Here is an 18,738-nt window from a genome sequence, read left to right as displayed (position 1 = left end):
TTGGCTACCGCGCAAGCAAACGGCATCACGATTGCCTACGAAACCAGTGGTAATCCGCTTGATCCGCCGGTATTGCTGATCATGGGGCTGGGCATGCAGCTGATCGCCTGGCCGCAGGATCTGGTTGATGGTCTGGTGGAGCAGGGCTATTACGTGATCCGCTACGACAACCGCGATGTCGGCCTGTCCAGCAAACTGCATCAATACAAAAAACCGAATGTGTTGTGGACCTACCTGAAGTCGCTGGTGGGCTGGAAGCAGGCCGCCCCTTATACATTGAACGATATGGCTGACGACGCGCTCGGCCTGCTGGATGCAATTGGCGTGAGCAAGGCACATCTGCTTGGCGTTTCGATGGGCGGCATGATCGCGCAGCTGTTTGCAGCGCGCTTTCCCGGCCGTACACTGAGCCTGACTTCCATCATGTCCAGCAGCGGGCGGCGTGGCTTGCCCGGCCCGGAGCCGGCGGCGCGCAACGCGCTGATGCGGCCACCGCCCGATCCGCGCAACCGCAACGAGGTGGTGGAACACAGCATGGCCACCTTCCGTTTGATCGGCAGTCCGTCTTTCCCGATACCTGAGCGCACGCTGCGCGCTTCCATCGAACGTGCGCTGGAGCGCAGCGTCAGCGCGGATGGCATCGCGCGCCAGTTGGTTGCAATTGTCGCCAGCGGCGACCGCACGCCGTTGCTGCGCAAGATACGCTGTCCTTCGCTGGTGATACACGGCGCGGCCGATCCGCTGGTACCGGTGGCGTGCGGCGTCGATACCGCCCAGTCGATTCCCGGCGCCCGGCTGCACATCATCGAAGGCATGGGACACGACTTGCCGCCGCAGCTGATCGAGCGCCTGCTTGCCTTGCTGGACCAGCACCTGCGCGGTAATATGGCGCCAGACCTTCCTCCGCTGACACGGCATCGCACCGGCAGCGGCACACATCAATAATCGAGATACTTTGAGCACACCGAAAATCGGCATCGCCATTGCGGCGCCCAGCGGCCGCGCGCCGGACAACGATGCTTTGCTGGCCGGCGTACGCCGCCTGGAACAGCAGGGCTACCTGGTGCATAACTACTACGACGATGATCAACGGTTTCAGCGCTTTGGCGGCACCGACGAGTGGCGCCTGGCGCAGCTGAACGCCGCTGCGGCCGATCCTGCCGTGCAGGTGGTGATTGCACTGCGCGGCTCGTATGGCATGTCGCGCCTGCTGCCGATGATCGACTTTCACAAGATGGCGGACAGCGGCAAGCTGTTTGTCGGCTATAGCGACTTCACTGCCTTCCAGATGCCGCTGCTGAAGCAGACCGGGCGCGTCAGCTTCGGCGGGCCGATGATCTGCGATGATTTTATCCGCGCCGAGCCTGTGGAGTACACCTTGAACCAGTTCTGGGATTGCCTGCGCGGGCCGGTGCACCAGGTGCGCGGCACGGTCGGCGAGGGCGGTTCGGATAATCCGCTGGTGAATGTCAGCGGCAAGCTATGGGGCGGCAATCTGGCGATGCTGGTCAGCCTGCTCGGCACAGCGTATTTCCAGGCGCTGAATGATGGCATCTGCTTCATCGAGGATATTAGCGAGCATCCTTACCGCATCGAGCGCATGGTGCTGCAGCTGCTGTACGCCGGCGTGCTGGATCGCCAGCAGGCGCTGGTGCTAGGCGACTTTTCCGGCTACAAGCTGAATGCCATGGATAACGGCTATGACTTTGAAACGATGCTGGCCTATCTGCGTTCACGCCTGCCGATACCGGTGCTGACCGGACTGCCGTTCGGGCATATCAAGGAACGCGCCACGCTGCCGTATGGCGGCCTGGCGCACCTGGTTTCCAGCGAACGCGGCTTCGATCTGACGATCAGCGACTACCCGACGTTGTAATCATTGCAGGCGGCGCACGCGCGGCGCCTGCTTGCTGCCTTCGATTTCCAGGAAGATGGTGCCAAGGCTGTTGCGGGTGATGGTGATTTTTGGATTTTCGATTTCCGTGACCGAGCCGGAGCTGTCGTCGGCGACGCGCCACACCTGGCCGTTGGCCAGACGGAATTGCGTAGTTGGTCCCCAGCCGTCGATGCGGCCAACAAGCGTCGACTCTACGGAGTTGGGCTCATCCGGCTTGCGCATCTGCGTGGCGCTCAGACCGAAGTTGGCGCTGGCGGCTGCCGGCGTTGCGGCGGCAGAGACGGCTGGCTTGGGAGCGGCCTTGCCAGCTGCCAGCGGGATCGCGTCATAGCACGCTACACGCGCGGCGACATCGGTCAGCGCGCGGCAGCGCAGCAGGTCAGCATCAGAGGCAAGGGCGGAGCCGGATGCGGCCAGCAAAACGAGCAAAGCTTTCATTGAGTTTTCCAGGTAATGGGCGCCTTCGCGTGGACGCCGTCTTGACCTGATTATATTACTGGCGCCGCCGACCACCAACAGCTCTGTCAGCATCATCAGCCTGGCCCGAGCTGTCTGTCTGCCAATCTTTGTCGGATCCAGGGCGTGCTAATATCGTTTGTCCTTAACTTGTGGAGAAATCAATGTCTTATAGTCATTTCGGAGTCGAGACCGAGTCCCACCTGAAACAAGCGGAGGCGATTTTGCGGGCGCAAATCGGTGTCGCGACACAATTGGCTTCCCAGCCGCCGTTCACCACCACGCCCGGCCAGTCGCCGAACGCCCAGGTGATCGCCACGCTCGCTCAAGCCTTGGCGACCAGCTACGCCGCGCGCGTCGGCTTGCCAAAATAAGCATTCCCGCTGCCAGGTTCTTGATATTTATCGTGCGGCACTGAGAGGCGAGGGGCGTGACGGTGTTGTATAATGTCCGGTTTCCGCCTAACGGCATGATTTAATTCAGAAAAGTCTAACTCTACATGCTCAGCACAGCCAATATCACGATGCAATTCGGCGCCAAGCCGCTGTTTGAAAACATTTCCGTCAAGTTTGGCGACGGCAACCGCTATGGCCTGATCGGCGCCAACGGCTGCGGCAAGTCCACTTTCATGAAGATTCTGGGTGGCGACCTGGAGCCGTCGGGTGGCAACGTGATGCTGGATGTGAACGAGCGTCTGGGTAAGCTGCGCCAGGATCAATTCGCTTACGAAGAAATGCGCGTGCTGGATGTGGTGATGATGGGCCACACCGAGATGTGGGCCGCGATGGCCGAGCGCGATGCGATCTACGCCAATCCGGAAGCCACCGACGACGACTACATGAAAGCCGCCGACCTGGAGGGCAAAGTCGCCGAATACGACGGCTATACTGCTGAGGCGCGCGCCGGCGAGCTGCTGCTGGGCGTGGGCATCAGCATCGACCTGCACCAGGGCCCGATGAGCGCCGTGTCGCCAGGCTGGAAGCTGCGCGTGCTGCTGGCGCAGGCGCTGTTCTCGAATCCGGACATCCTGCTGCTGGACGAGCCGACCAATAACCTGGACATCAACACCATCCGCTGGCTGGAAGATGTGCTCAACGAGCGCAATTCCACCATGATCATCATTTCCCACGATCGCCACTTCCTGAACCAGGTGTGCACCCACGTGGCCGACATGGATTACGGCACGCTGAAGATCTACCCAGGCAATTACGACGACTACATGCTGGCGTCGACCCAAGCCCGTAATCAGCAGCTGGCCAACAACGCCAAGGCGAAAGAGAAAGTCGCCGAGCTGCAGGACTTCGTACGCCGCTTCTCGGCCAACAAGTCCAAGGCCCGCCAGGCGACCTCGCGCGCCAAGATGATCGACAAGATCAAGGTGGAAGACATCAAGCCGTCCTCGCGCGCCTATCCATTCGTGCGTTTCGAAGGCGAGAAGAAGCTGCACCGCCTGGCGGTGGAAGCCGAAGGCCTGAGCAAGAAATACGACCGCACGCTGTTCAATAATTTCAGCATCATGGTGGAAGCGGGCGAGCGCATTGCCATCATTGGCGCCAACGGCGCCGGCAAGACCACCATGCTGCGTTGCATCGGCGGTGATGACATCGCCGGTCTGCACGCCGATCACGGCATGGTCAAGTGGGCGGAAAACGCCAATGTCGGCTACATGCCGCAGGACCCGACCGAAGATTTCGCCAAAGAGATCACGCTGACCGACTGGATGGGCAAGTGGACCAAGGAAGGCGATGATGATCAAGCCGTGCGCTCGATCCTCGGCCGCCTGCTGTTCGGCGGTGACGAAGTGAAGAAGTCGGTCACCGTGCTGTCCGGTGGTGAGAAAGGCCGCATGATGTACGGTAAGCTGATGCTGGGCCGTCACAACGTGCTGCTGCTGGACGAACCGACCAACCACATGGACATGGAATCGATCGAGTCGCTGAACATCGCGCTGGATAAATACGCCGGCACCCTGATCTTCGTTTCGCACGACCGCGAATTCGTCTCGTCGCTGGCGAACCGCATCATCGAAATCAAGGACAACGAAATCGTCGATTTCCGCGGTAACTACGAAGAGTATCTGACCAGCCAAGGTATCGCCTAAGCCATCATGCAAGCCATTGAGATCAAACCCGTCGAGTATGAACATCCACAAGACGGCGCCAGCTGCACCGCCCACGCCTGGGCGCGCACGCCAGCGACGCCTAGCCCCGAGCAGCGCATCGAACTCAAGGAACGCATCAAGCGTCTGCTGAAGGAAAAGCAGGCGGTGCTGGTGTCGCACTACTATGTCGACGCCGACCTGCAGGACCTGGCCGAGGAAACCGGCGGCTGCGTTTCCGATTCGCTGGAGATGGCGCGCTTCGGCCGCGATCACCCGGCCAAGACGCTGATCGTGGCGGGCGTGCGCTTCATGGGCGAAACGGCCAAGATCCTCAGCCCGGAAAAGCGCATCCTGATGCCGGACCTGGATGCGACCTGCTCGCTGGACCTGGGCTGCCCAGCCGACGAATTCACCGCTTTCTGCGACCAGCATCCTGACCGCACGGTGGTGGTGTATGCCAATACCAGCGCCGCCGTCAAGGCACGCGCCGACTGGATGGTAACCTCGTCGATCGGCCTGGATATCGTCAAGCACCTGCACGAGCAGGGCAAGAAGATCCTGTGGGCGCCGGACAAGCACCTGGGTTCCTACATCCAGAAGCAGACCGGCGCAGACATGCTGCTGTGGCAGGGCTCCTGCCTGGTGCACGATGAATTCAAAGGCATTGAGCTGGATTTGTTGAAGGCGCAGTACCCGGACGCCAAGGTGCTGGTGCACCCTGAATCGCCAGCCAATGTGGTGGCGCTGGCCGATGTGGTGGGTTCGACCACGCAGATCATCAATGCGGCCGTCGAGTCGGACGCCGATACCTTCATCGTCGCCACCGACAACGGCATTCTGCACAAGATGCAGGCCGCGGCGCCGAACAAGCGCTTCATCGTCGCGCCAACCGCCGGCAATAGCGCTACCTGCAAGAGCTGCGCGCATTGCCCGTGGATGGCGATGAACGGCCTGCAGAATCTGGCCGACCTGCTGGAGAATATGGACAGCCCGGCGATCAGCGCGGCCAATGAAATCTTCGTTGATCCGGAAATCGGCAAGAAAGCCGTGACCTCGATCAGCCGCATGCTGGACTTCGCGGCGGCCAAGAAGGCCAAGGTGCAGCCTGGCCCTGATCTGGCACAAGAAGCTAAACTGTTTTCGGGAATTGGTCCTGCATGAGCACTTTGATCAATAAGTTCGCGCCGTTTGACGACGCGTTGAAGTCGGCCTTCGAGGCCAATCTGCTCGCGGCGCTGCTGGAAGATGTGGGCAGCGGCGACCTGACCGGTCTGCTGGTGCCGGAAGGCGGCCGTGCGCAAGCCCGCGTGATCGTGCGCGAAGACGCGGTACTGTGCGGCGCGTCCTGGTTTGAAGGCGTGATGAACTGCATGCAGGCCGGGATTGAAATCGACTGGAAGTATGCCGAAGGCGATATGATGAAGGCCGACAGCGTGGTGTGCACCATCGAAGGTCCGGCGCGCGCGCTGCTGACCGCCGAACGCGGCGCGCTGAACTTCATGCAGCTGCTGTCTGGGGTGGCGACCGCCACCCGCAAATACGTGGATGTCATTGCCGGCACCCGCGCCGCGATACTCGACACCCGCAAAACCTTGCCTGGCCTGCGCCTGGCGCAGAAGTATGCGGTGCGCGTGGGCGGCGGCCAGAATCAGCGCCTGGCGCTGTATGACGGCATCCTGATCAAGGAAAACCACATCGCGGCGGCTGGCGGCATCACCAACGCTGTGCTGGCCGCCAAAGCACTGAACAAAGGTGTGTCGATTCAGGTGGAAGTGGAGTCGATAGCGGAATTGAAGGAAGCGCTGGATGCCGGCGCGCTGTCCATCCTGCTGGATAACTTCAGCACCGACATGATGCGCGAAGCGGTGGCGATCAATGCCGGCCGCGCCTTGCTGGAGGCCTCGGGCGGCATCAACTTCGATACAGTGCGGGCGATTGCCGAAACCGGCGTGGACCGCATTTCCATCGGCAGCCTGACCAAGGATATTCGCGCGACCGATTATTCTTTGCGCATCGTCGCCTAATCCGCGTAGAATAAACCGCAGGATGCCGGAGTTCCGGCAGGGGAGGTCCGCTTGCGGAAGGCACGTCGGCTTTATTTGACTGGCTTGTACGGCATGGCGTTGAGCGCCTTGCCGCTGCTGTCATGTGCACGTCCTCCGATCCGCCGCGAGCTGGTGGCGGCCGGCACCAGGAATGTCGGTGTGTTCGAGCGTCTGCCCAATGGCGAATTCTCCGGACTGGGTGTGGAACTGGTGCGGCTGCTGGCGCAACGCCACGGCTATCAGGCCCGTTTCGAAATCTACCCGTGGCGCCGTGCGATGGAAGTGGTCGGCGGCGGCAAGGCCGACCTGCTGGTCGCGCCGTATAAAACACCCGAACGCCAGCGCGTCCTGCGCTACAGCGAGCAGCCGTTTTTTCAGGATGAACTGGCATTCTATGTGCGCGCCGACGCGATGCCAGTGTGGGCGGGAGACTATGGCTTGCTGAAAGGCCGGCGCATCGTTGTGATCAACGGCTGGAATTATGGTCCGGCTTTTACGGCCGCCGCGCCGCAGCTGCACATCAGCGTCACCAATACAGTGGAAAACGGCTTGCGCATGCTGTCGCACACGCATGTGGAAATGTTTGCGTCGAACCGCCGCGATACCGAGCCGGTAATCGTTGCGCTGGGATTGCAGGACAAGGTGCTGGCGCTGGCGCCGCTGATTGATGTGCAGAATGCTTACTTCGCCTATCCGCTGGCGCCGCGCTACCGCGAGCTGCCGGCGCAGTACGACCGTCTGCTGGCGGCGATGATGAAGAGCGGCGAGCTACAAAAGCTGGCGCGCCGTTACGATGTCACGCCGCCTTGATCGACTTGCGCATTTTTGCCAGCGGCACTTTCACATCGCCATGCAGCGTGATCTCGATCGGTTCGACAAGCGTAAAACCGCAGGCGGTGTATAGCGGCACGCCAGGCATGGTGGCCGCCAGTTCCAGCGTGTGAAAGCCGCCCGCCGCCGCCGCATCGGTGCAGTGCTGTAGCAGCATGCGTCCCAATCCCTGGCGGGCAGCTGAAGGATCAACAAAGAAGGCGCGGATGCGGGCCGCCTCGCTGGCCGGGTCGAGCAGCGGATCGGCGCCTTGCTTGGTGCGGTCGGCGCCAAACAGGGTGCTGCGCTTGCTCCATCCTCCGCAGGCGGCAAGCTGGCCGTCTTTCTCGATGACAAAATAGGTCTGGTCCGCCACCAGCTGGGTATCCACGCCGAACACATAACGCGTTACGGCTTGCGCTTGCTCGGGCGTGTAGAAGCCGGCGCTCAGCGCGATGCCGGAGCGCGCAATCAGCGCTTCCATGGCCGGGATGTCGGCTGGCGTCGCGTGGCGGACCTGGATCATTTTCGCGCCGGCGGCGTGAGGATGGTTGGCAGCGCTTTTGCCAGCGTCTCGGGATAATCGCGGCTGAAGTGCAGGCCACGGCTCTCGCGGCGCAGCAAGGCACTGTGGACGATCAGGCTGGCGACATCGACCAGGTTGCGCAGCTCCAGCAAATCGTGCGAGACGCGGAAGTTCTGGTAATACTCGTCGATTTCTTCCTTCAGCAGCGCAATCCGGTGCTGAGCGCGTTCCAGCCGCTTGGTGGTGCGCACGATGCCGACGTAGTTCCACATGAAGCGGCGCAATTCGTCCCAGTTATGGGAAATGACCACTTCTTCGTCGGCGTCTTCCACCCGGCTTTCGTCCCAATCCGGCAGGTACGGCACTTCGCCTTTCTCCTTGGCGGTGATGTCCATGGCGCAGGCGCGGCCGATCACCACGCATTCCAGCAGCGAATTGCTGGCCAGGCGGTTGGCGCCGTGCAGGCCGGTGCAGGCGGTTTCGCCGACCGCATACAAGCCTGGCAGGTCGGTGCGGCCATGCATGTCGGTGACCACGCCGCCGCAGGTGTAGTGGGCTGCCGGCACCACAGGAATCGGCTCCTTGGTGATGTCGATGCCCAGTTCCATGCAACGCGCGTAGATGGTCGGGAAATGTTCGATCAGGAAGTCGGCTGGCTTGTGGCTGATGTCCAGGTGGACGTAATCCAGGCCGCGCTTCTTGATCTCGAAGTCGATGGCCCGCGCCACCACGTCGCGTGGCGCCAGTTCGGCGCGTTCGTCGTGCGCCAGCATGAAGCGCTGGCCCGCTGCGGCGCCAGCTTCCGGCGGCAGCTTGAGCAAGCCGCCTTCGCCGCGGATGGCTTCGGTAATCAGGAAAGACTTGGCGTACGGGTGGTACAGGCAGGTTGGATGGAACTGGATGAATTCCATGTTCGATACCCGGCAGCCGGCGCGCCAGGCCATGGCGATGCCGTCGCCGCTGGCGGTGTCTGGATTGGTGGTGTACAGGTACACTTTACCGGCTCCACCGGTACACATCACGGTGTGTTCCGCCGCAAAGGTATGCACTTGACCGGTACGCTCATCCTGCACGTACAGGCCATGGCATTTCGGCTGTGCGTGGCTCTTCTTGCCGTTATCCAGCTTGTCGGAAGTAATCAGGTCGATCGCGCAATGGTGTTCGAACAGGGTGATGTTCGGATGGGCGCGGACTTTTTCCTCCAGCGTGGTTTGCACTGCATTGCCGGTGGCGTCGGCGGCATGGATGATGCGGCGCTGGCTATGCCCCCCTTCGCGCGTCAGGTGGTAGCCCAGTTCCGCCGATTCGTCGCGGGTAAAGGGCACGCCTTGCTCGATCAGCCATTCGATCGCTTCGCGGCCATGTTCGACGATGTAGCGGGTGGCGCCTTCGTCACACAGGCCGCCGCCGGCGATCAGCGTGTCATCAATGTGCTGGGAGTGGCTGTCGCCCGAGTCCAGTACAGCGGCGATGCCGCCTTGCGCCCAGTTGCTGGCGCCATCCTTCAGCGCACGTTTGGAAACAATCGCTACGGTCCGCGTCTCAGCCAGATGGAGGGCGACCGACAGGCCAGCCAATCCGCTGCCGACAATTGCAACATCAAATTTCATGATTACGTCGTTACGTGAAGGTAAATGAACCATGACTATAGTCTATTTGTCATAGTCACGTCATAAAAAGCCCTTTTGATGGGATGGATTGCGCGACAATTGTGGTGGCTCAAAACGTCTGCGCAGGTGTTCCGCATCATGGAAGTTCCGTCCGGGGAGGTTATCGTGATCAGGATCTTTCATCATTATGTGTCGAGAATCGCCTTCACGCTGCTGTTGCTGGAAGTGTCGATACTGCTGGCGGCGGCGGTTGCCAGTGCGCCCTTGTGGCTGTCCGATCCGGGGCAGCTTTACTTTGCCGCGCTGGCGTTTGCGCTGGTGATCGTATTCAGCATGAGCACTTTTGGCATGTACCAGCATGACCAGTCGCGCCGGTACGTCCGCAGCACGGTATTGCGCCTGACGCCATCATTTGTACTCGGATTCGCCGTGATGCAGTTGCTGGCCATGGTATTGCCGGAGATGCGAGCGGGCAGTGTGGTGTTTCTGCTTGGCGGGGTGGCGGTGCTGACGGCGCGGCTGCTGGTGTTCACCTCGGCGCAGTCGCGCATGCTGGTGCAGCGCCTGATGATCGTGGGCGATGGCGCGGTGGCGCGCGAATGCCTGCAGCTGGCGACTGGCCGCATCGGTTTTCACCCGTTCCGTGTGGTTGGCTTTGTGCCGGTCAAGGGCGAGGTGCGCGCCGTGCCTGCCGGGATGCTGTTGCCAGCGGACTTGCCCTTGCTGACGCTGGCGCAGCGCTATGCCGCTGATGAAATCATTGTGACGGTTGGCGACCGGCGCAACGGCGCTTTCCCGGTCAGGCAGTTGCTCGAATGCGCGCTGGGCGGGGTGCCGGTGACGGATGCCGCGGCGTTCTTTGAACGCGAGGCTTGCCAAATACGACTCGATTCGCTACAGCCAAGTTATTTGATATTTGGCGGCGGCTTCAATCAGAGTCTGACGCGCGCCACCATCAAGCGTATATTCGATCTGCTGGTCAGCGCGGCGATCGGCCTGCTGTCTTTGCCAGTGATGTTGGCGACCGCGCTGGCTATCAAGGTCGAGGACGGCGGCCCGGTGTTTTACCGGCAGGAGCGTGTAGGCCGAGATAAGCGCTTGTTCCAGGTGCTGAAGTTTCGTAGCATGCGGCAGGATGCGGAGCACGACGGCCGGCCGCAGTGGGCCGTGCCGGATGATCCGCGCGTAACGCTGGTCGGGCACTGGATACGCAAGCTGCGCATTGACGAATTGCCGCAGATGCTGAATGTGTTCAGGGGCGAAATGAGCTTTGTCGGCCCCCGGCCGGAGCGTGCGTACTTTGTCGAGCAACTGTGCGACCAAATCGCGTACTACAACGTGCGGCACGGGATCAAGCCCGGTATCACCGGCCTGGCGCAGGTGCGCTACCGTTACGGGGCTTCCACTGAGGATGCTCTGCAAAAATTACAATACGATTTATACTATTTGAAGAATGGTAGCCTGTTTCTGGATCTGCTGATCCTAGTGGATACCGTGCAGGTGGTGTTGTTCGGCAAAGGCGGCCGGTAATGCCATGGAATGGCGTTTCGCCGGTAGCGGCGTTTAGCCATGGCGTCGCGGCGTTCGCATTTGGCTTGCTGGCGATCTGGCTGTTGTGGCGAAGTTGGCGGACCGCCGCGCATCATCGCGCGATTGCTGTTGCCGCAATCCTGACCATGTTGTGGGCTGCTTGCGCCACCGCAGGTCGCAGCACGGCAGCGGATGTCGCGGAGACGTTGCGGACCTGCGGCTGGCTGCTCTTGCTGCTGTTGCTATCTAGCGCTCGGGCACGCTTGCTGGCCTGCGCGTCGCTGCCGGCGGCGGCAGCATTAATGGTGGCGTTCTGGCCGGCTGCGCCAGCGCTGCTGCGTGCCTCGCTGCCATTGGCGTCGTCGGTGTTCGGCATGCTGCTGGTTGAACATGTGTATCGCAACGCGCCGCAGAACACCCGATGGGGGATAAAGTATGCCTGCCTCGGCATCGGTGCCTTGTTCTGCTACGATTTTTACCTGTATAGCGACGCCATGCTGCTGCGGCGCGTTAATCCGGATATCTGGGCGGCGCGGGGCGTCATCAATGCTCTGAGCGCGCCGATGTTGGCGGTTGCCGTGTCGCGCGGTCCGGTGTGGACGCCTGCGCTCCAATTGTCGCGTCAGATTATGTTTCATTCGGCAGCACTACTCGGCGCTGCTGCGTATCTGATGGCGATGGCGCTCAGCGCCTGGTATTTACGCTATGTCGGCGGCGCCTGGGGCGCGCTGATGCAGATGGCCTGTTTGTGCGGCTCGGTGTTGTTGCTCGCCGCTGTGCTGTTTTCTGGCGCGACCCGTGCCCGGCTCAAACTGTTCATCAGCAAGCACTTCTACCAGGGCCGCTACGATTATCGCGAAGAATGGCAGCGTTTCACCCGCGCGCTGGCCAATGATACGGATGGTCTGGCTGAACGCGCGATTCAAGCAATGGCGGTGCTGGTCGAAAGTCCCGCCGGTACACTGTGGTTGCGGCGTGAAGATGGCCACTACCGGCCCGCCGCTCGCTGGAACTGGCCGCTGCCGCAGGTGGAGGAATGCGCGGACAGTCCGTTGTGCCAATTGCTGGCCAACCGTGGTTGGGTGGTGGACATGCGTGACTGGCGGTTGAATCCCGAACGCTATCAGGACTCGACACCGCCGGCTTGGAGCGAAGGACTGTGGCTTGTGATCCCACTGCTGTTGGACGGCGGTCTGTTTGGTTTCACCTGTTTGGCGCCTCCGCGCGTATCGCTGCATGTGAACTGGGAGGTGCGGGATGTGCTTAAAATAGCAGGAAGCCAAGCAGCGAGTTATCTGTCGCATCGCACCTCGGCCGAGCGTTTGGCCATAGCCCGCCAGTTTGAGTCCTTTAGCCGCATGTCGACGTTTATCGTCCACGACTTAAAAAATTTGATTGCGCAACTGTCGCTATTGCTGGCGAATGCAGAAAAGCACAAGACCAATCCCGCGTTTCAGCAGGACATGCTGGAAACACTGTCTCACTCGCTCGGGAAAATGAAACACCTGCTGCATAAGCTAAGACAAGACGATATGCCGGATGCGGCAGAACTGCTCAATCTCGAACAGCTGCTGAAGCGCGCCGTTCAGGCCCATGCCGGCAGTGAACCGAAGCCGTCACTGGAATGCGGCGCGAGCGAGCTGACCGTGCTGGCCAACTGGCAGCGGCTGGAGCGCGTGGTCGGTCATTTAATTCAGAACGCCATCGATGCGACGCCGCGTACCGGGAGCATTTGCCTGCGAGCTTATGCCAGCGGCGGGCACGCCATCATCGAAGTGTCCGATACAGGAAAAGGCATGAGCGAACAATTTGTGCGCGAGCGCCTGTTCCAGCCATTTTCTTCGACCAAGGCATCCGGAATGGGCATCGGCGTCTTTGAGAGCCGCGAGTATCTGCTGGAAGTCGGCGGCCAGCTTCAGGCCAGCAGCGCGCCTTCCGAAGGAACAACATTTCGCATTACGCTACCTTTGTACAAGGAGTTCGAGCATGGGCAAGCACAAAATACTGGTGGTTGAAGATGATCCCGGCCTGCAAAAGCAGCTGTATTGGGCCCTGGACGACTACGAAGTCGTGGTCGCCGACAACCGCGAGGCCGCGATGGCGCAGTTGCGCAGGCACCAGCCGGCGGTGGTGACCATGGACCTGGGCTTGCCGCCAGATGCGGATGGCGCCAGCGAGGGACTTACCTTGCTGTCAAAAATATTAGCCGCCGCGCCGGATACCAAGGTGATCATCTTGTCGGGTAATCAGGAGCGCAGCAACGCTTTGAAAGCAGTTGCCGTCGGCGCCTACGATTTCCATCAGAAGCCGCTGGATATGGAAATGCTGTCGCTAGTGGTCGCGCGCGCCTTTTATCTGCATGGCATGCAGCAGGAGAACCGGCGCATGCTGCAAATCCAGTCTGATTCGCCGCTGGCCGGGATTATCAGCCGCGATCCGGCGCTGCTGAAGCTTTGCCGCAGTGTGGAAAAAGTCGCGCCATCTTCGGCCACGGTCATGCTGCAAGGCGATTCCGGCAGCGGCAAGGAATTGGTGGCGCGCGGACTGCATCAGCTGAGTCCTCGGCATGACAAGCGCTTTGTCGCCATCAACTGCGCGGCCATTCCCGAGCATCTGCTGGAGAGCGAATTATTTGGTTACGAAAAAGGCGCGTTCACCGGCGCACAGCGGCAAACGCCGGGCAAGCTGGAATTAGCTCACGGCGGAACGCTGTTTCTGGACGAGATAGGCGATATGGCCTTGTCCCTGCAGGCCAAGCTGCTGCGCTTCCTGCAGGAGCGGGTGATCGAACGCGTGGGCGGGCGCAGCGAAATCAGTATCGATGCACGGGTAATTTGTGCGACCCATCGTAATTTGAAGGCATTGGCGGCGGAAGGCGGCTTTCGCGAAGACCTCTATTATCGCTTGAGCGAGATTGTGCTGGCCATCCCACCGCTGCGCGAACGCACCGGCGACAGCGCGCTGCTGGCGCATCACTTCCGTAACAAGTTCTGCGCTGCCGAATCGCGCTCTGTACTGTCATTTAGTCCAGATGCGCTGGCCGCGATTGAAGCACATGCGTGGCCTGGCAATGTGCGGGAGTTGGAGAACTGCATCCGCCGTGCCGTCATCATGGCGGATGGCCCACAGATCACGGCCGCCGACCTTGGCCTGCCGGATGGCGACGCGCAGAACCTGAATCTGCGCCAGGTGCGGGAAAACGCTGAATATCGCGTCATGGCGCAGGCGCTGGCGCGTGCCGATGGCAGCATCGTCAAAGCTGCGGAGTTACTGGGTGTGAGCCGGCCCACCTTATACGATTTGATGAGCCACCATGGCCTGAAATAATCAGTCGCGCCATTCGCCTGCCGCCGAGAGTTTGTTTTTCAAGCCGGGAAGCGGGAATCCCATGTCGTAGGCTTTGCGCGCGCTGGCGCGAGCTTGGTCGAAGTTTTTCTTTTTAACGTAGAGCAGCCCTAGATTATAGTGCGCGGTGGGATTGTCCGGCTCAAGGCGGGCGGCTTGTTCCAGCTGCTCTAGAGCGGCTTCCGCCTGTCCGATTGCCAGCAGATAGCTGCCATAGAGCGAACGCACGCGAGCATCATCCGGACGATAGCGGAGTGCGCGATCAAAGAAGCACTCGACGGTGTAGCGCGCGCCAGGCGGTTTGCGGTTCTTATCGCGCAGCGCCAGGCGTGATATGGCCGACAAGGCGCGATGGTGGTTCGGAAAATGCTCCAATGTGTAGCTGATGTCCGCGCCTAGCGCACCGCTCGCACCTCGGAGCAGCCGCTCGACGTTCGGCGTGAAATGAAAGTTTTCGACCACCGCCAGGCCTTGGCGATCATCGGCGTTAGTGTAGTCGCCGCCCGGATCGTGCTTAACGTAGGCGGGACATTCGTCTGCCTGTGCGACGGCGCAGGCTAGTGCGAGGGCGGCGATACAGGATTTCATGGTGACTCCTTGAGGCAGATGCGATCCATCAGCTGCGCCAACTCCTGACTGCGGGCCAAGCGCGAATGGCCGGCGATCAGCGACGACGGCGCCACTGGTGCTTGATTTTTCTGGCACTGCCGCAGAAATCGCAGCAATGCATGGGCAATGCTCGAAGCCTGGTCCAAAGGCGCCATGGTGTCGATGCCTGCGCGGCGCAGTAAGGCGGCGGTGTCGCCATCCGGATGCGTCAGCGCGAGAATTGGGCGACGCGAGCGCAAGTACTCGTATAGCTTTGCAGGAATCTGGTTGTTGCAGTTGGCGGCTTGTAGAAGCAGGAGCCCATCCGCATGTTGTATCTCGGCCAGCGCTTCGAGATAAGGCAGAGGCGGGGAAAACTCGATGATGTTTGCCAGCCCACGGTGTTGATTGACCAGGGTGCTTAAATGATCGTCATGACTGGAGGCGCGTAGCACCAGACGTAAGCTGCTGGGTGAAATTGCCCCCTCGGCTTGCAACCGTGCCAGCGCAGCAAACAGGGTGCTTGGGTCGCGCTCGGATGGGTAGATAACGCCGCTGTGCAGCAGTCGAAATGGCCCGCCCGATGATGCGGCCGCCGGTTTGGCACGCTCGGTAGCGATAAAGCAGGCTTCGTCGTAGCCGTTTTCAATTAGCGCTATTTGCTTGCGGCTGTCGCCGGGGTAGCGCTGATTCAGATCGCGCACCGCGCCGGGCGTGGTGCAGACTACAGCCGCACCGCGCTGCATGGCTTGGCGCTCGATCCATTGATGGATGCGGCGGCGACGTGGATCCGGTGGATAGTCCGTGTCCAGCATCGGGTCGCGTTGATCCGCTATCCACGGCAGGCCGGTCATGCGGTGCAGCGTGAGTCCGATCAAATGCGCGGTGGCGATGGGATAGGTGGACCAGATGAGGTCTGGACGTTGCTCGCGTATCAGCCGCAAGCCAGCGCACACCGCGCCCGGCCACCACGATATCCAGCGGTCGGGCTGCGCGAGTATGGAGGGATATCGGCCACGAATGGCGAGTTGGCGTGATATGTCTAACGCAAAGCTGCGGTGTACCTGAATCGGCGCAGCTTCTTCGGCGCCATGAACCGGGTAAGCATTCAGACTGACCGATAGCACTATCGGCTGCCAGCCGAAGCGAGGGAGATACTGCGTGAAGGCGAGTGTTCGCAGCATCCCGCTGCCGCCGCGTATCGGAGGGTAGTGGTAGGCGATCATGAGTACGCGTTTTACCATGAGCGTATCCAGCGGGCGCAGATATCCGCCACTTCATCACGCCAGACCTGACGAGAAAATGTATGGTTGGCGTTGGCGATGCTGGCCTGGCGAACGCGCGGTAACGACAGCAGCGCGCACCAGTGTTTATGCTGGCGCGGCAGGCCCATGAACTCGCGCGCTCCTAAATCGGCACCACTCAAGATAATGAGAATTTGGCCGCGAAAGCGCTGTAATGCATGGTAAAGCCGCTCGGGTAGCGACTCCACCTGCGCGGTGGGGCGGGCTGCGGCGACGGTCAATTGCCCGAACGATCCGAGCGCACGGCTCAGGCTGAAACCGCCGCGCGCCAGCTTGCGCCAGAATTCGCGGTCAAGGATTCGCTGCAGATAATAGTGCCGCAAGGTGCTGCGCGCCTCGCCGTGCGCGGTGCGCACCCAGGGATTTGCCATCACGAGGCCGGTGATGCGCGGGTCATTCGCAGCATGAAACGCGGCCGCGGTGGCGCCGTCGCACAGCCCCCACAGCACCAGCTCTTTCAGCTGTGGCATGGCGTTGAAGAATTCACCGACGGCGGCTTCCAGATCGTCCTGAATATCTTCGAAACCGCGCATCTCGCCCTCGCTGTCGCCCATGCCGCGATAATCGAAGCGCATTACTGGAATACCTTGTTCGGCCAGATGGCGTGCCAGCAGGACGAATTGACGGTGGCTGCCAACGCGGTACTGAGGGCCGCCTGTGACCACCAGCACGCCGCGCGTCCATGGCTCATCCGGCACATGCAGTATGCCGAACAGACGGCAGTCATGGCAGTTGAACTGGAGTGCGCGCTGCTGTGGCATTACTGGTGCTCCATAGGGATGCTGGTCGCCTCCAGCAGTGCGCGCGAGATGCCGATTTCGGTGCTCATCCAGAACGGATCGCCGTGGACGGCTTGCGCGTGGACTGTGGCGCCTTCTTCACGCCAGCGTTCAACCAGCAGCGCCGACGCTGGTTGCAGGCTGGCGGTGGCGCCGGCCGCTTCGGCATACATGCCGGCGGCATCTCTGGGCTGGATGTTCAGTTCAAGCCACTGCACTGGACAGCGCGGCGGCATGCTGGCCGCATCCAGCTGCCGGATCGTCGTGGACAGTGAGGGAGAGATTCTGTATCCAGCGATTTCTGTGTCCTGTTCCACTGCTGGGCTATCCGAAAACAATCGCCCGGCGCTTTGCAGGCGCGCGAATTGGTTCAGGTAAGCGCCGCCGCTCAAAGACGGCTGCCATAATATCAATCCAGCCGGATGTGATTTTCGTGCATGATCCAGGGCCAGCAAGGCGCCCAGGCGCAATCCCCATACATAACACGGTCCATGGTCACGTTGCTCCAGCCAATTCCGGGCGCGGGCAAGATCGGCAAGCCAGAGGTCCCAACTGGCCTGCCGGAGATCACCGCTGCTGTCGCCGCAACCGTATAAGTCGATCTGCATCACGCCAAATCCCGACTGCGTGAACGCGCGGGCTTGCAAGGCAACCATGCGGCGGCTTTTGTTCATTTCCTCGGCAAACGGATGGACATACAGGACGGCGCCGCGCGGCGGAACGCCGGGATTGGGTTCGTGGTACAGGCAGAAGCGTTCGCCATCGCCAGCCGCAAGAAAAAACGGCAGGGCGGCGAGCGGCGATGAATCCACGGTCATGCCATTTTGCTGGCGACGAAATCTGCCAGCGAACCAACTGTAGTGAAATGGCGGGCGCTGATTTCGTCGTCCTGCACTTCGAAGCCGAATTGCTGTTCCAGTGCGAGTATCAGGTTCGCCACTGCCATCGAATCGAGTTCCGGCAGGCTGCCCAGCAGCGGCGTTTCCGCTGCCAGCGGCAATTGGCCGAGGCCCAGTGTGGATCTTAGTATATTGATCACTTGCGAAAGCTGCGACATGGCGGCTCCTGTAATGTGCTGCTGTCAAAGATCAGTTGTGGGCACGATGCGTCGTTGCGCGAAAGATGAAAATAAGGCCGCAGACTGCCGAGCATCCATTGCCATTCGCCGCAGCGAAGAAATATCGCGTGGCCGAGCCGCACCACGCCAATCTGCGCGTGAGCCTGCAGGGATGCCGGATTGAAGGCCGAGATCCGGCTGCAACTCCAGCGTATGTCGCGTTGGCGCAGATGCTGCCGCGCAGCTTCCCACAAACGGCGGAATACCCAGCCCAGGCGCTCCTCGGGTAGCACCCACACGTCGAAATCCCAGCATGCGCGGGGTGACGCCAACTGGTAGCGGACGCGGACTTCGTCTTCCTTGTAAGTCCCCTGAATCAGCCAGAGGAAACCTGCCAGTCGGCCGCCGCGCCACGCCGTCAAGCTGCGCGCGCCTTGTGCGTAGCGTTCGCGTACGACACGGGCAGGACGGGGATAGTTGGACGGCAGCGCATCGTCCGGCCCAGGCGACTGGATTTGAATGTCCTGGCCGCGCATCGGCGTGAATGGCGTATCCGCTACGTACTGGGCTACAAAAAAATACCGATACAGCGCCCAGCGTTTGCCGCTTAGCCGCTCCAGCAAGCGGGCCAGCAGATACAGGCAGGTGTTCAGCACACCCATAGGCAACCGAATTTTCATGGAATGTCAT

At 61.1% G+C, this 18,738-nt stretch carries 19 protein-coding genes; 10 read left to right on the top strand and 9 right to left on the bottom strand.

Annotated features, from left to right (window positions below):
* Complete coding sequence (locus KW842_RS03340; protein WP_218303088.1) at positions 1-945, top strand: alpha/beta fold hydrolase; 945 nt, start codon at positions 1-3, stop codon at positions 943-945.
* Between the two features lie 10 nt (positions 946-955).
* Positions 956-1,876, top strand: a complete 921-nt coding sequence (gene ldcA / locus KW842_RS03335; protein WP_218302648.1) for a muramoyltetrapeptide carboxypeptidase — start codon at positions 956-958, stop codon at positions 1,874-1,876.
* Here the strand turns inward: ldcA and KW842_RS03330 are convergent, their stop codons facing one another.
* Positions 1,877-2,335: a hypothetical protein gene (locus KW842_RS03330; protein ID WP_218302647.1), complete on the bottom strand. Its 459-nt coding sequence runs from the start codon at positions 2,333-2,335 to the stop codon at positions 1,877-1,879.
* 182 nt (positions 2,336-2,517) lie between these two features.
* Here KW842_RS03330 and KW842_RS03325 point away from each other — a divergent pair, with 182 nt between their 5' ends.
* The 5 genes from KW842_RS03325 to KW842_RS03305 all read left to right on the top strand — a co-directional run bounded on the left by KW842_RS03325 (position 2,518) and on the right by KW842_RS03305 (position 7,309).
* Positions 2,518-2,727, top strand: a complete 210-nt coding sequence (locus KW842_RS03325) for a hypothetical protein (protein ID WP_218302646.1) — start codon at positions 2,518-2,520, stop codon at positions 2,725-2,727.
* Positions 2,728-2,852: 125 nt separating this feature from the next.
* Positions 2,853-4,454 (top strand): ABC-F family ATPase, encoded by a 1,602-nt coding sequence (locus tag KW842_RS03320; RefSeq protein ID WP_218302645.1) that lies wholly within the window; start codon positions 2,853-2,855, stop codon positions 4,452-4,454.
* 6 nt (positions 4,455-4,460) lie between these two features.
* Positions 4,461-5,615, top strand: a complete 1,155-nt coding sequence (nadA, locus tag KW842_RS03315) for a quinolinate synthase NadA (protein ID WP_218302644.1) — start codon at positions 4,461-4,463, stop codon at positions 5,613-5,615.
* The gene (gene nadC, locus KW842_RS03310) at positions 5,612-6,478 is read left to right on the top strand and encodes a carboxylating nicotinate-nucleotide diphosphorylase (protein ID WP_218302643.1); all 867 of its coding nucleotides are present in this window, start codon (positions 5,612-5,614) and stop codon (positions 6,476-6,478) included. The genes nadA and nadC overlap by 4 nt, the downstream gene beginning before the upstream one ends.
* 51 nt (positions 6,479-6,529) lie before the next feature.
* Positions 6,530-7,309, top strand: a complete 780-nt coding sequence (locus tag KW842_RS03305) for an ABC transporter substrate-binding protein (protein WP_229223454.1) — start codon at positions 6,530-6,532, stop codon at positions 7,307-7,309.
* Here the strand turns inward: KW842_RS03305 and KW842_RS03300 are convergent.
* Positions 7,296-7,835 carry a GNAT family N-acetyltransferase gene (locus KW842_RS03300; protein ID WP_218302642.1) on the bottom strand — a complete coding sequence of 180 codons (540 nt, stop codon included), beginning with the start codon at positions 7,833-7,835 and terminating at the stop codon, positions 7,296-7,298. The two genes, KW842_RS03305 and KW842_RS03300, sit on opposite strands and share 14 nt — an antisense overlap.
* Positions 7,832-9,445 carry an L-aspartate oxidase gene (gene nadB, locus KW842_RS03295; protein WP_218302641.1) on the bottom strand — a complete coding sequence of 538 codons (1,614 nt, stop codon included), beginning with the start codon at positions 9,443-9,445 and terminating at the stop codon, positions 7,832-7,834. The genes KW842_RS03300 and nadB overlap by 4 nt, the downstream gene beginning before the upstream one ends.
* A gap of 165 nt (positions 9,446-9,610) precedes the next feature.
* Here nadB and KW842_RS03290 point away from each other — a divergent pair, with 165 nt between their 5' ends.
* The 3 genes from KW842_RS03290 to prsR are packed head-to-tail and all read left to right on the top strand — an operon-like array spanning position 9,611 to position 14,302.
* Positions 9,611-10,975 (top strand): TIGR03013 family XrtA/PEP-CTERM system glycosyltransferase, encoded by a 1,365-nt coding sequence (locus KW842_RS03290; protein ID WP_218302640.1) that lies wholly within the window; start codon positions 9,611-9,613, stop codon positions 10,973-10,975.
* Entirely contained in the window at positions 10,975-12,990 is a 2,016-nt protein-coding gene (gene prsK, locus KW842_RS03285) for an XrtA/PEP-CTERM system histidine kinase PrsK (protein ID WP_218302639.1), read from the top strand. The genes KW842_RS03290 and prsK overlap by 1 nt, the downstream gene beginning before the upstream one ends.
* Positions 12,962-14,302 carry a PEP-CTERM-box response regulator transcription factor gene (gene prsR, locus KW842_RS03280; RefSeq protein ID WP_218302638.1) on the top strand — a complete coding sequence of 447 codons (1,341 nt, stop codon included), beginning with the start codon at positions 12,962-12,964 and terminating at the stop codon, positions 14,300-14,302. Before prsK ends, prsR begins: the two co-directional genes overlap by 29 nt.
* Here prsR and KW842_RS03275 read toward each other — a convergent pair whose 3' ends face one another.
* From KW842_RS03275 to KW842_RS03250, 6 genes are read right to left on the bottom strand one after another with little or no spacing between them, the layout of a single operon-like run.
* Positions 14,303-14,908 carry a tetratricopeptide repeat protein gene (locus KW842_RS03275; RefSeq protein ID WP_218302637.1) on the bottom strand — a complete coding sequence of 202 codons (606 nt, stop codon included), beginning with the start codon at positions 14,906-14,908 and terminating at the stop codon, positions 14,303-14,305.
* Positions 14,905-16,152: a glycosyltransferase gene (locus tag KW842_RS03270; RefSeq protein ID WP_218302636.1), complete on the bottom strand. Its 1,248-nt coding sequence runs from the start codon at positions 16,150-16,152 to the stop codon at positions 14,905-14,907. The genes KW842_RS03275 and KW842_RS03270 overlap by 4 nt, the downstream gene beginning before the upstream one ends.
* Positions 16,146-16,973, bottom strand: coding sequence for a hydrolase 1, exosortase A system-associated (locus tag KW842_RS03265; protein ID WP_218302635.1), 828 nt, complete (start codon positions 16,971-16,973; stop codon positions 16,146-16,148). The genes KW842_RS03270 and KW842_RS03265 overlap by 7 nt, the downstream gene beginning before the upstream one ends.
* Positions 16,973-17,809: a hydrolase 2, exosortase A system-associated gene (locus tag KW842_RS03260; RefSeq protein ID WP_218302634.1), complete on the bottom strand. Its 837-nt coding sequence runs from the start codon at positions 17,807-17,809 to the stop codon at positions 16,973-16,975. Before KW842_RS03260 ends, KW842_RS03265 begins: the two co-directional genes overlap by 1 nt.
* Positions 17,806-18,048: an acyl carrier protein gene (locus tag KW842_RS03255; RefSeq protein WP_218302633.1), complete on the bottom strand. Its 243-nt coding sequence runs from the start codon at positions 18,046-18,048 to the stop codon at positions 17,806-17,808. The genes KW842_RS03260 and KW842_RS03255 overlap by 4 nt, the downstream gene beginning before the upstream one ends.
* Positions 18,027-18,728, bottom strand: coding sequence for a GNAT family N-acetyltransferase (locus KW842_RS03250; RefSeq protein WP_218302632.1), 702 nt, complete (start codon positions 18,726-18,728; stop codon positions 18,027-18,029). The genes KW842_RS03255 and KW842_RS03250 overlap by 22 nt, the downstream gene beginning before the upstream one ends.
* Between the last annotated feature and the right edge of the window lie 10 nt (positions 18,729-18,738).

Source organism: Duganella sp. sic0402, assembly GCF_019219065.1.
Classification (GTDB): domain Bacteria; phylum Pseudomonadota; class Gammaproteobacteria; order Burkholderiales; family Burkholderiaceae_D; genus Rugamonas.
This window is presented reverse-complemented; position numbering and strand designations above follow the sequence as displayed.

Excerpts from the sequence above, each read along its gene's own strand:
- KW842_RS03260 (WP_218302634.1), bottom strand. The coding sequence starts at position 17,809 with ATGACCGTGGATTCATCGCCGCTCGCCGCCCTGCCGTTTTTTCTTGCG.
- KW842_RS03270 (WP_218302636.1), bottom strand. The coding sequence starts at position 16,152 with ATGGTAAAACGCGTACTCATGATCGCCTACCACTACCCTCCGATACGC.
- KW842_RS03320 (WP_218302645.1), top strand. The coding sequence starts at position 2,853 with ATGCTCAGCACAGCCAATATCACGATGCAATTCGGCGCCAAGCCGCTG.
- prsR (WP_218302638.1), top strand. The coding sequence starts at position 12,962 with ATGGGCAAGCACAAAATACTGGTGGTTGAAGATGATCCCGGCCTGCAA.
- KW842_RS03300 (WP_218302642.1), bottom strand. The coding sequence starts at position 7,835 with ATGATCCAGGTCCGCCACGCGACGCCAGCCGACATCCCGGCCATGGAA.
- KW842_RS03265 (WP_218302635.1), bottom strand. The coding sequence starts at position 16,973 with ATGCCACAGCAGCGCGCACTCCAGTTCAACTGCCATGACTGCCGTCTG.
- KW842_RS03330 (WP_218302647.1), bottom strand. The coding sequence starts at position 2,335 with ATGAAAGCTTTGCTCGTTTTGCTGGCCGCATCCGGCTCCGCCCTTGCC.
- KW842_RS03275 (WP_218302637.1), bottom strand. The coding sequence starts at position 14,908 with ATGAAATCCTGTATCGCCGCCCTCGCACTAGCCTGCGCCGTCGCACAG.
- KW842_RS03325 (WP_218302646.1), top strand. The coding sequence starts at position 2,518 with ATGTCTTATAGTCATTTCGGAGTCGAGACCGAGTCCCACCTGAAACAA.
- KW842_RS03250 (WP_218302632.1), bottom strand. The coding sequence starts at position 18,728 with ATGAAAATTCGGTTGCCTATGGGTGTGCTGAACACCTGCCTGTATCTG.
- prsK (WP_218302639.1), top strand. The coding sequence starts at position 10,975 with ATGCCATGGAATGGCGTTTCGCCGGTAGCGGCGTTTAGCCATGGCGTC.
- nadA (WP_218302644.1), top strand. The coding sequence starts at position 4,461 with ATGCAAGCCATTGAGATCAAACCCGTCGAGTATGAACATCCACAAGAC.
- nadC (WP_218302643.1), top strand. The coding sequence starts at position 5,612 with ATGAGCACTTTGATCAATAAGTTCGCGCCGTTTGACGACGCGTTGAAG.
- KW842_RS03255 (WP_218302633.1), bottom strand. The coding sequence starts at position 18,048 with ATGTCGCAGCTTTCGCAAGTGATCAATATACTAAGATCCACACTGGGC.
- nadB (WP_218302641.1), bottom strand. The coding sequence starts at position 9,445 with ATGAAATTTGATGTTGCAATTGTCGGCAGCGGATTGGCTGGCCTGTCG.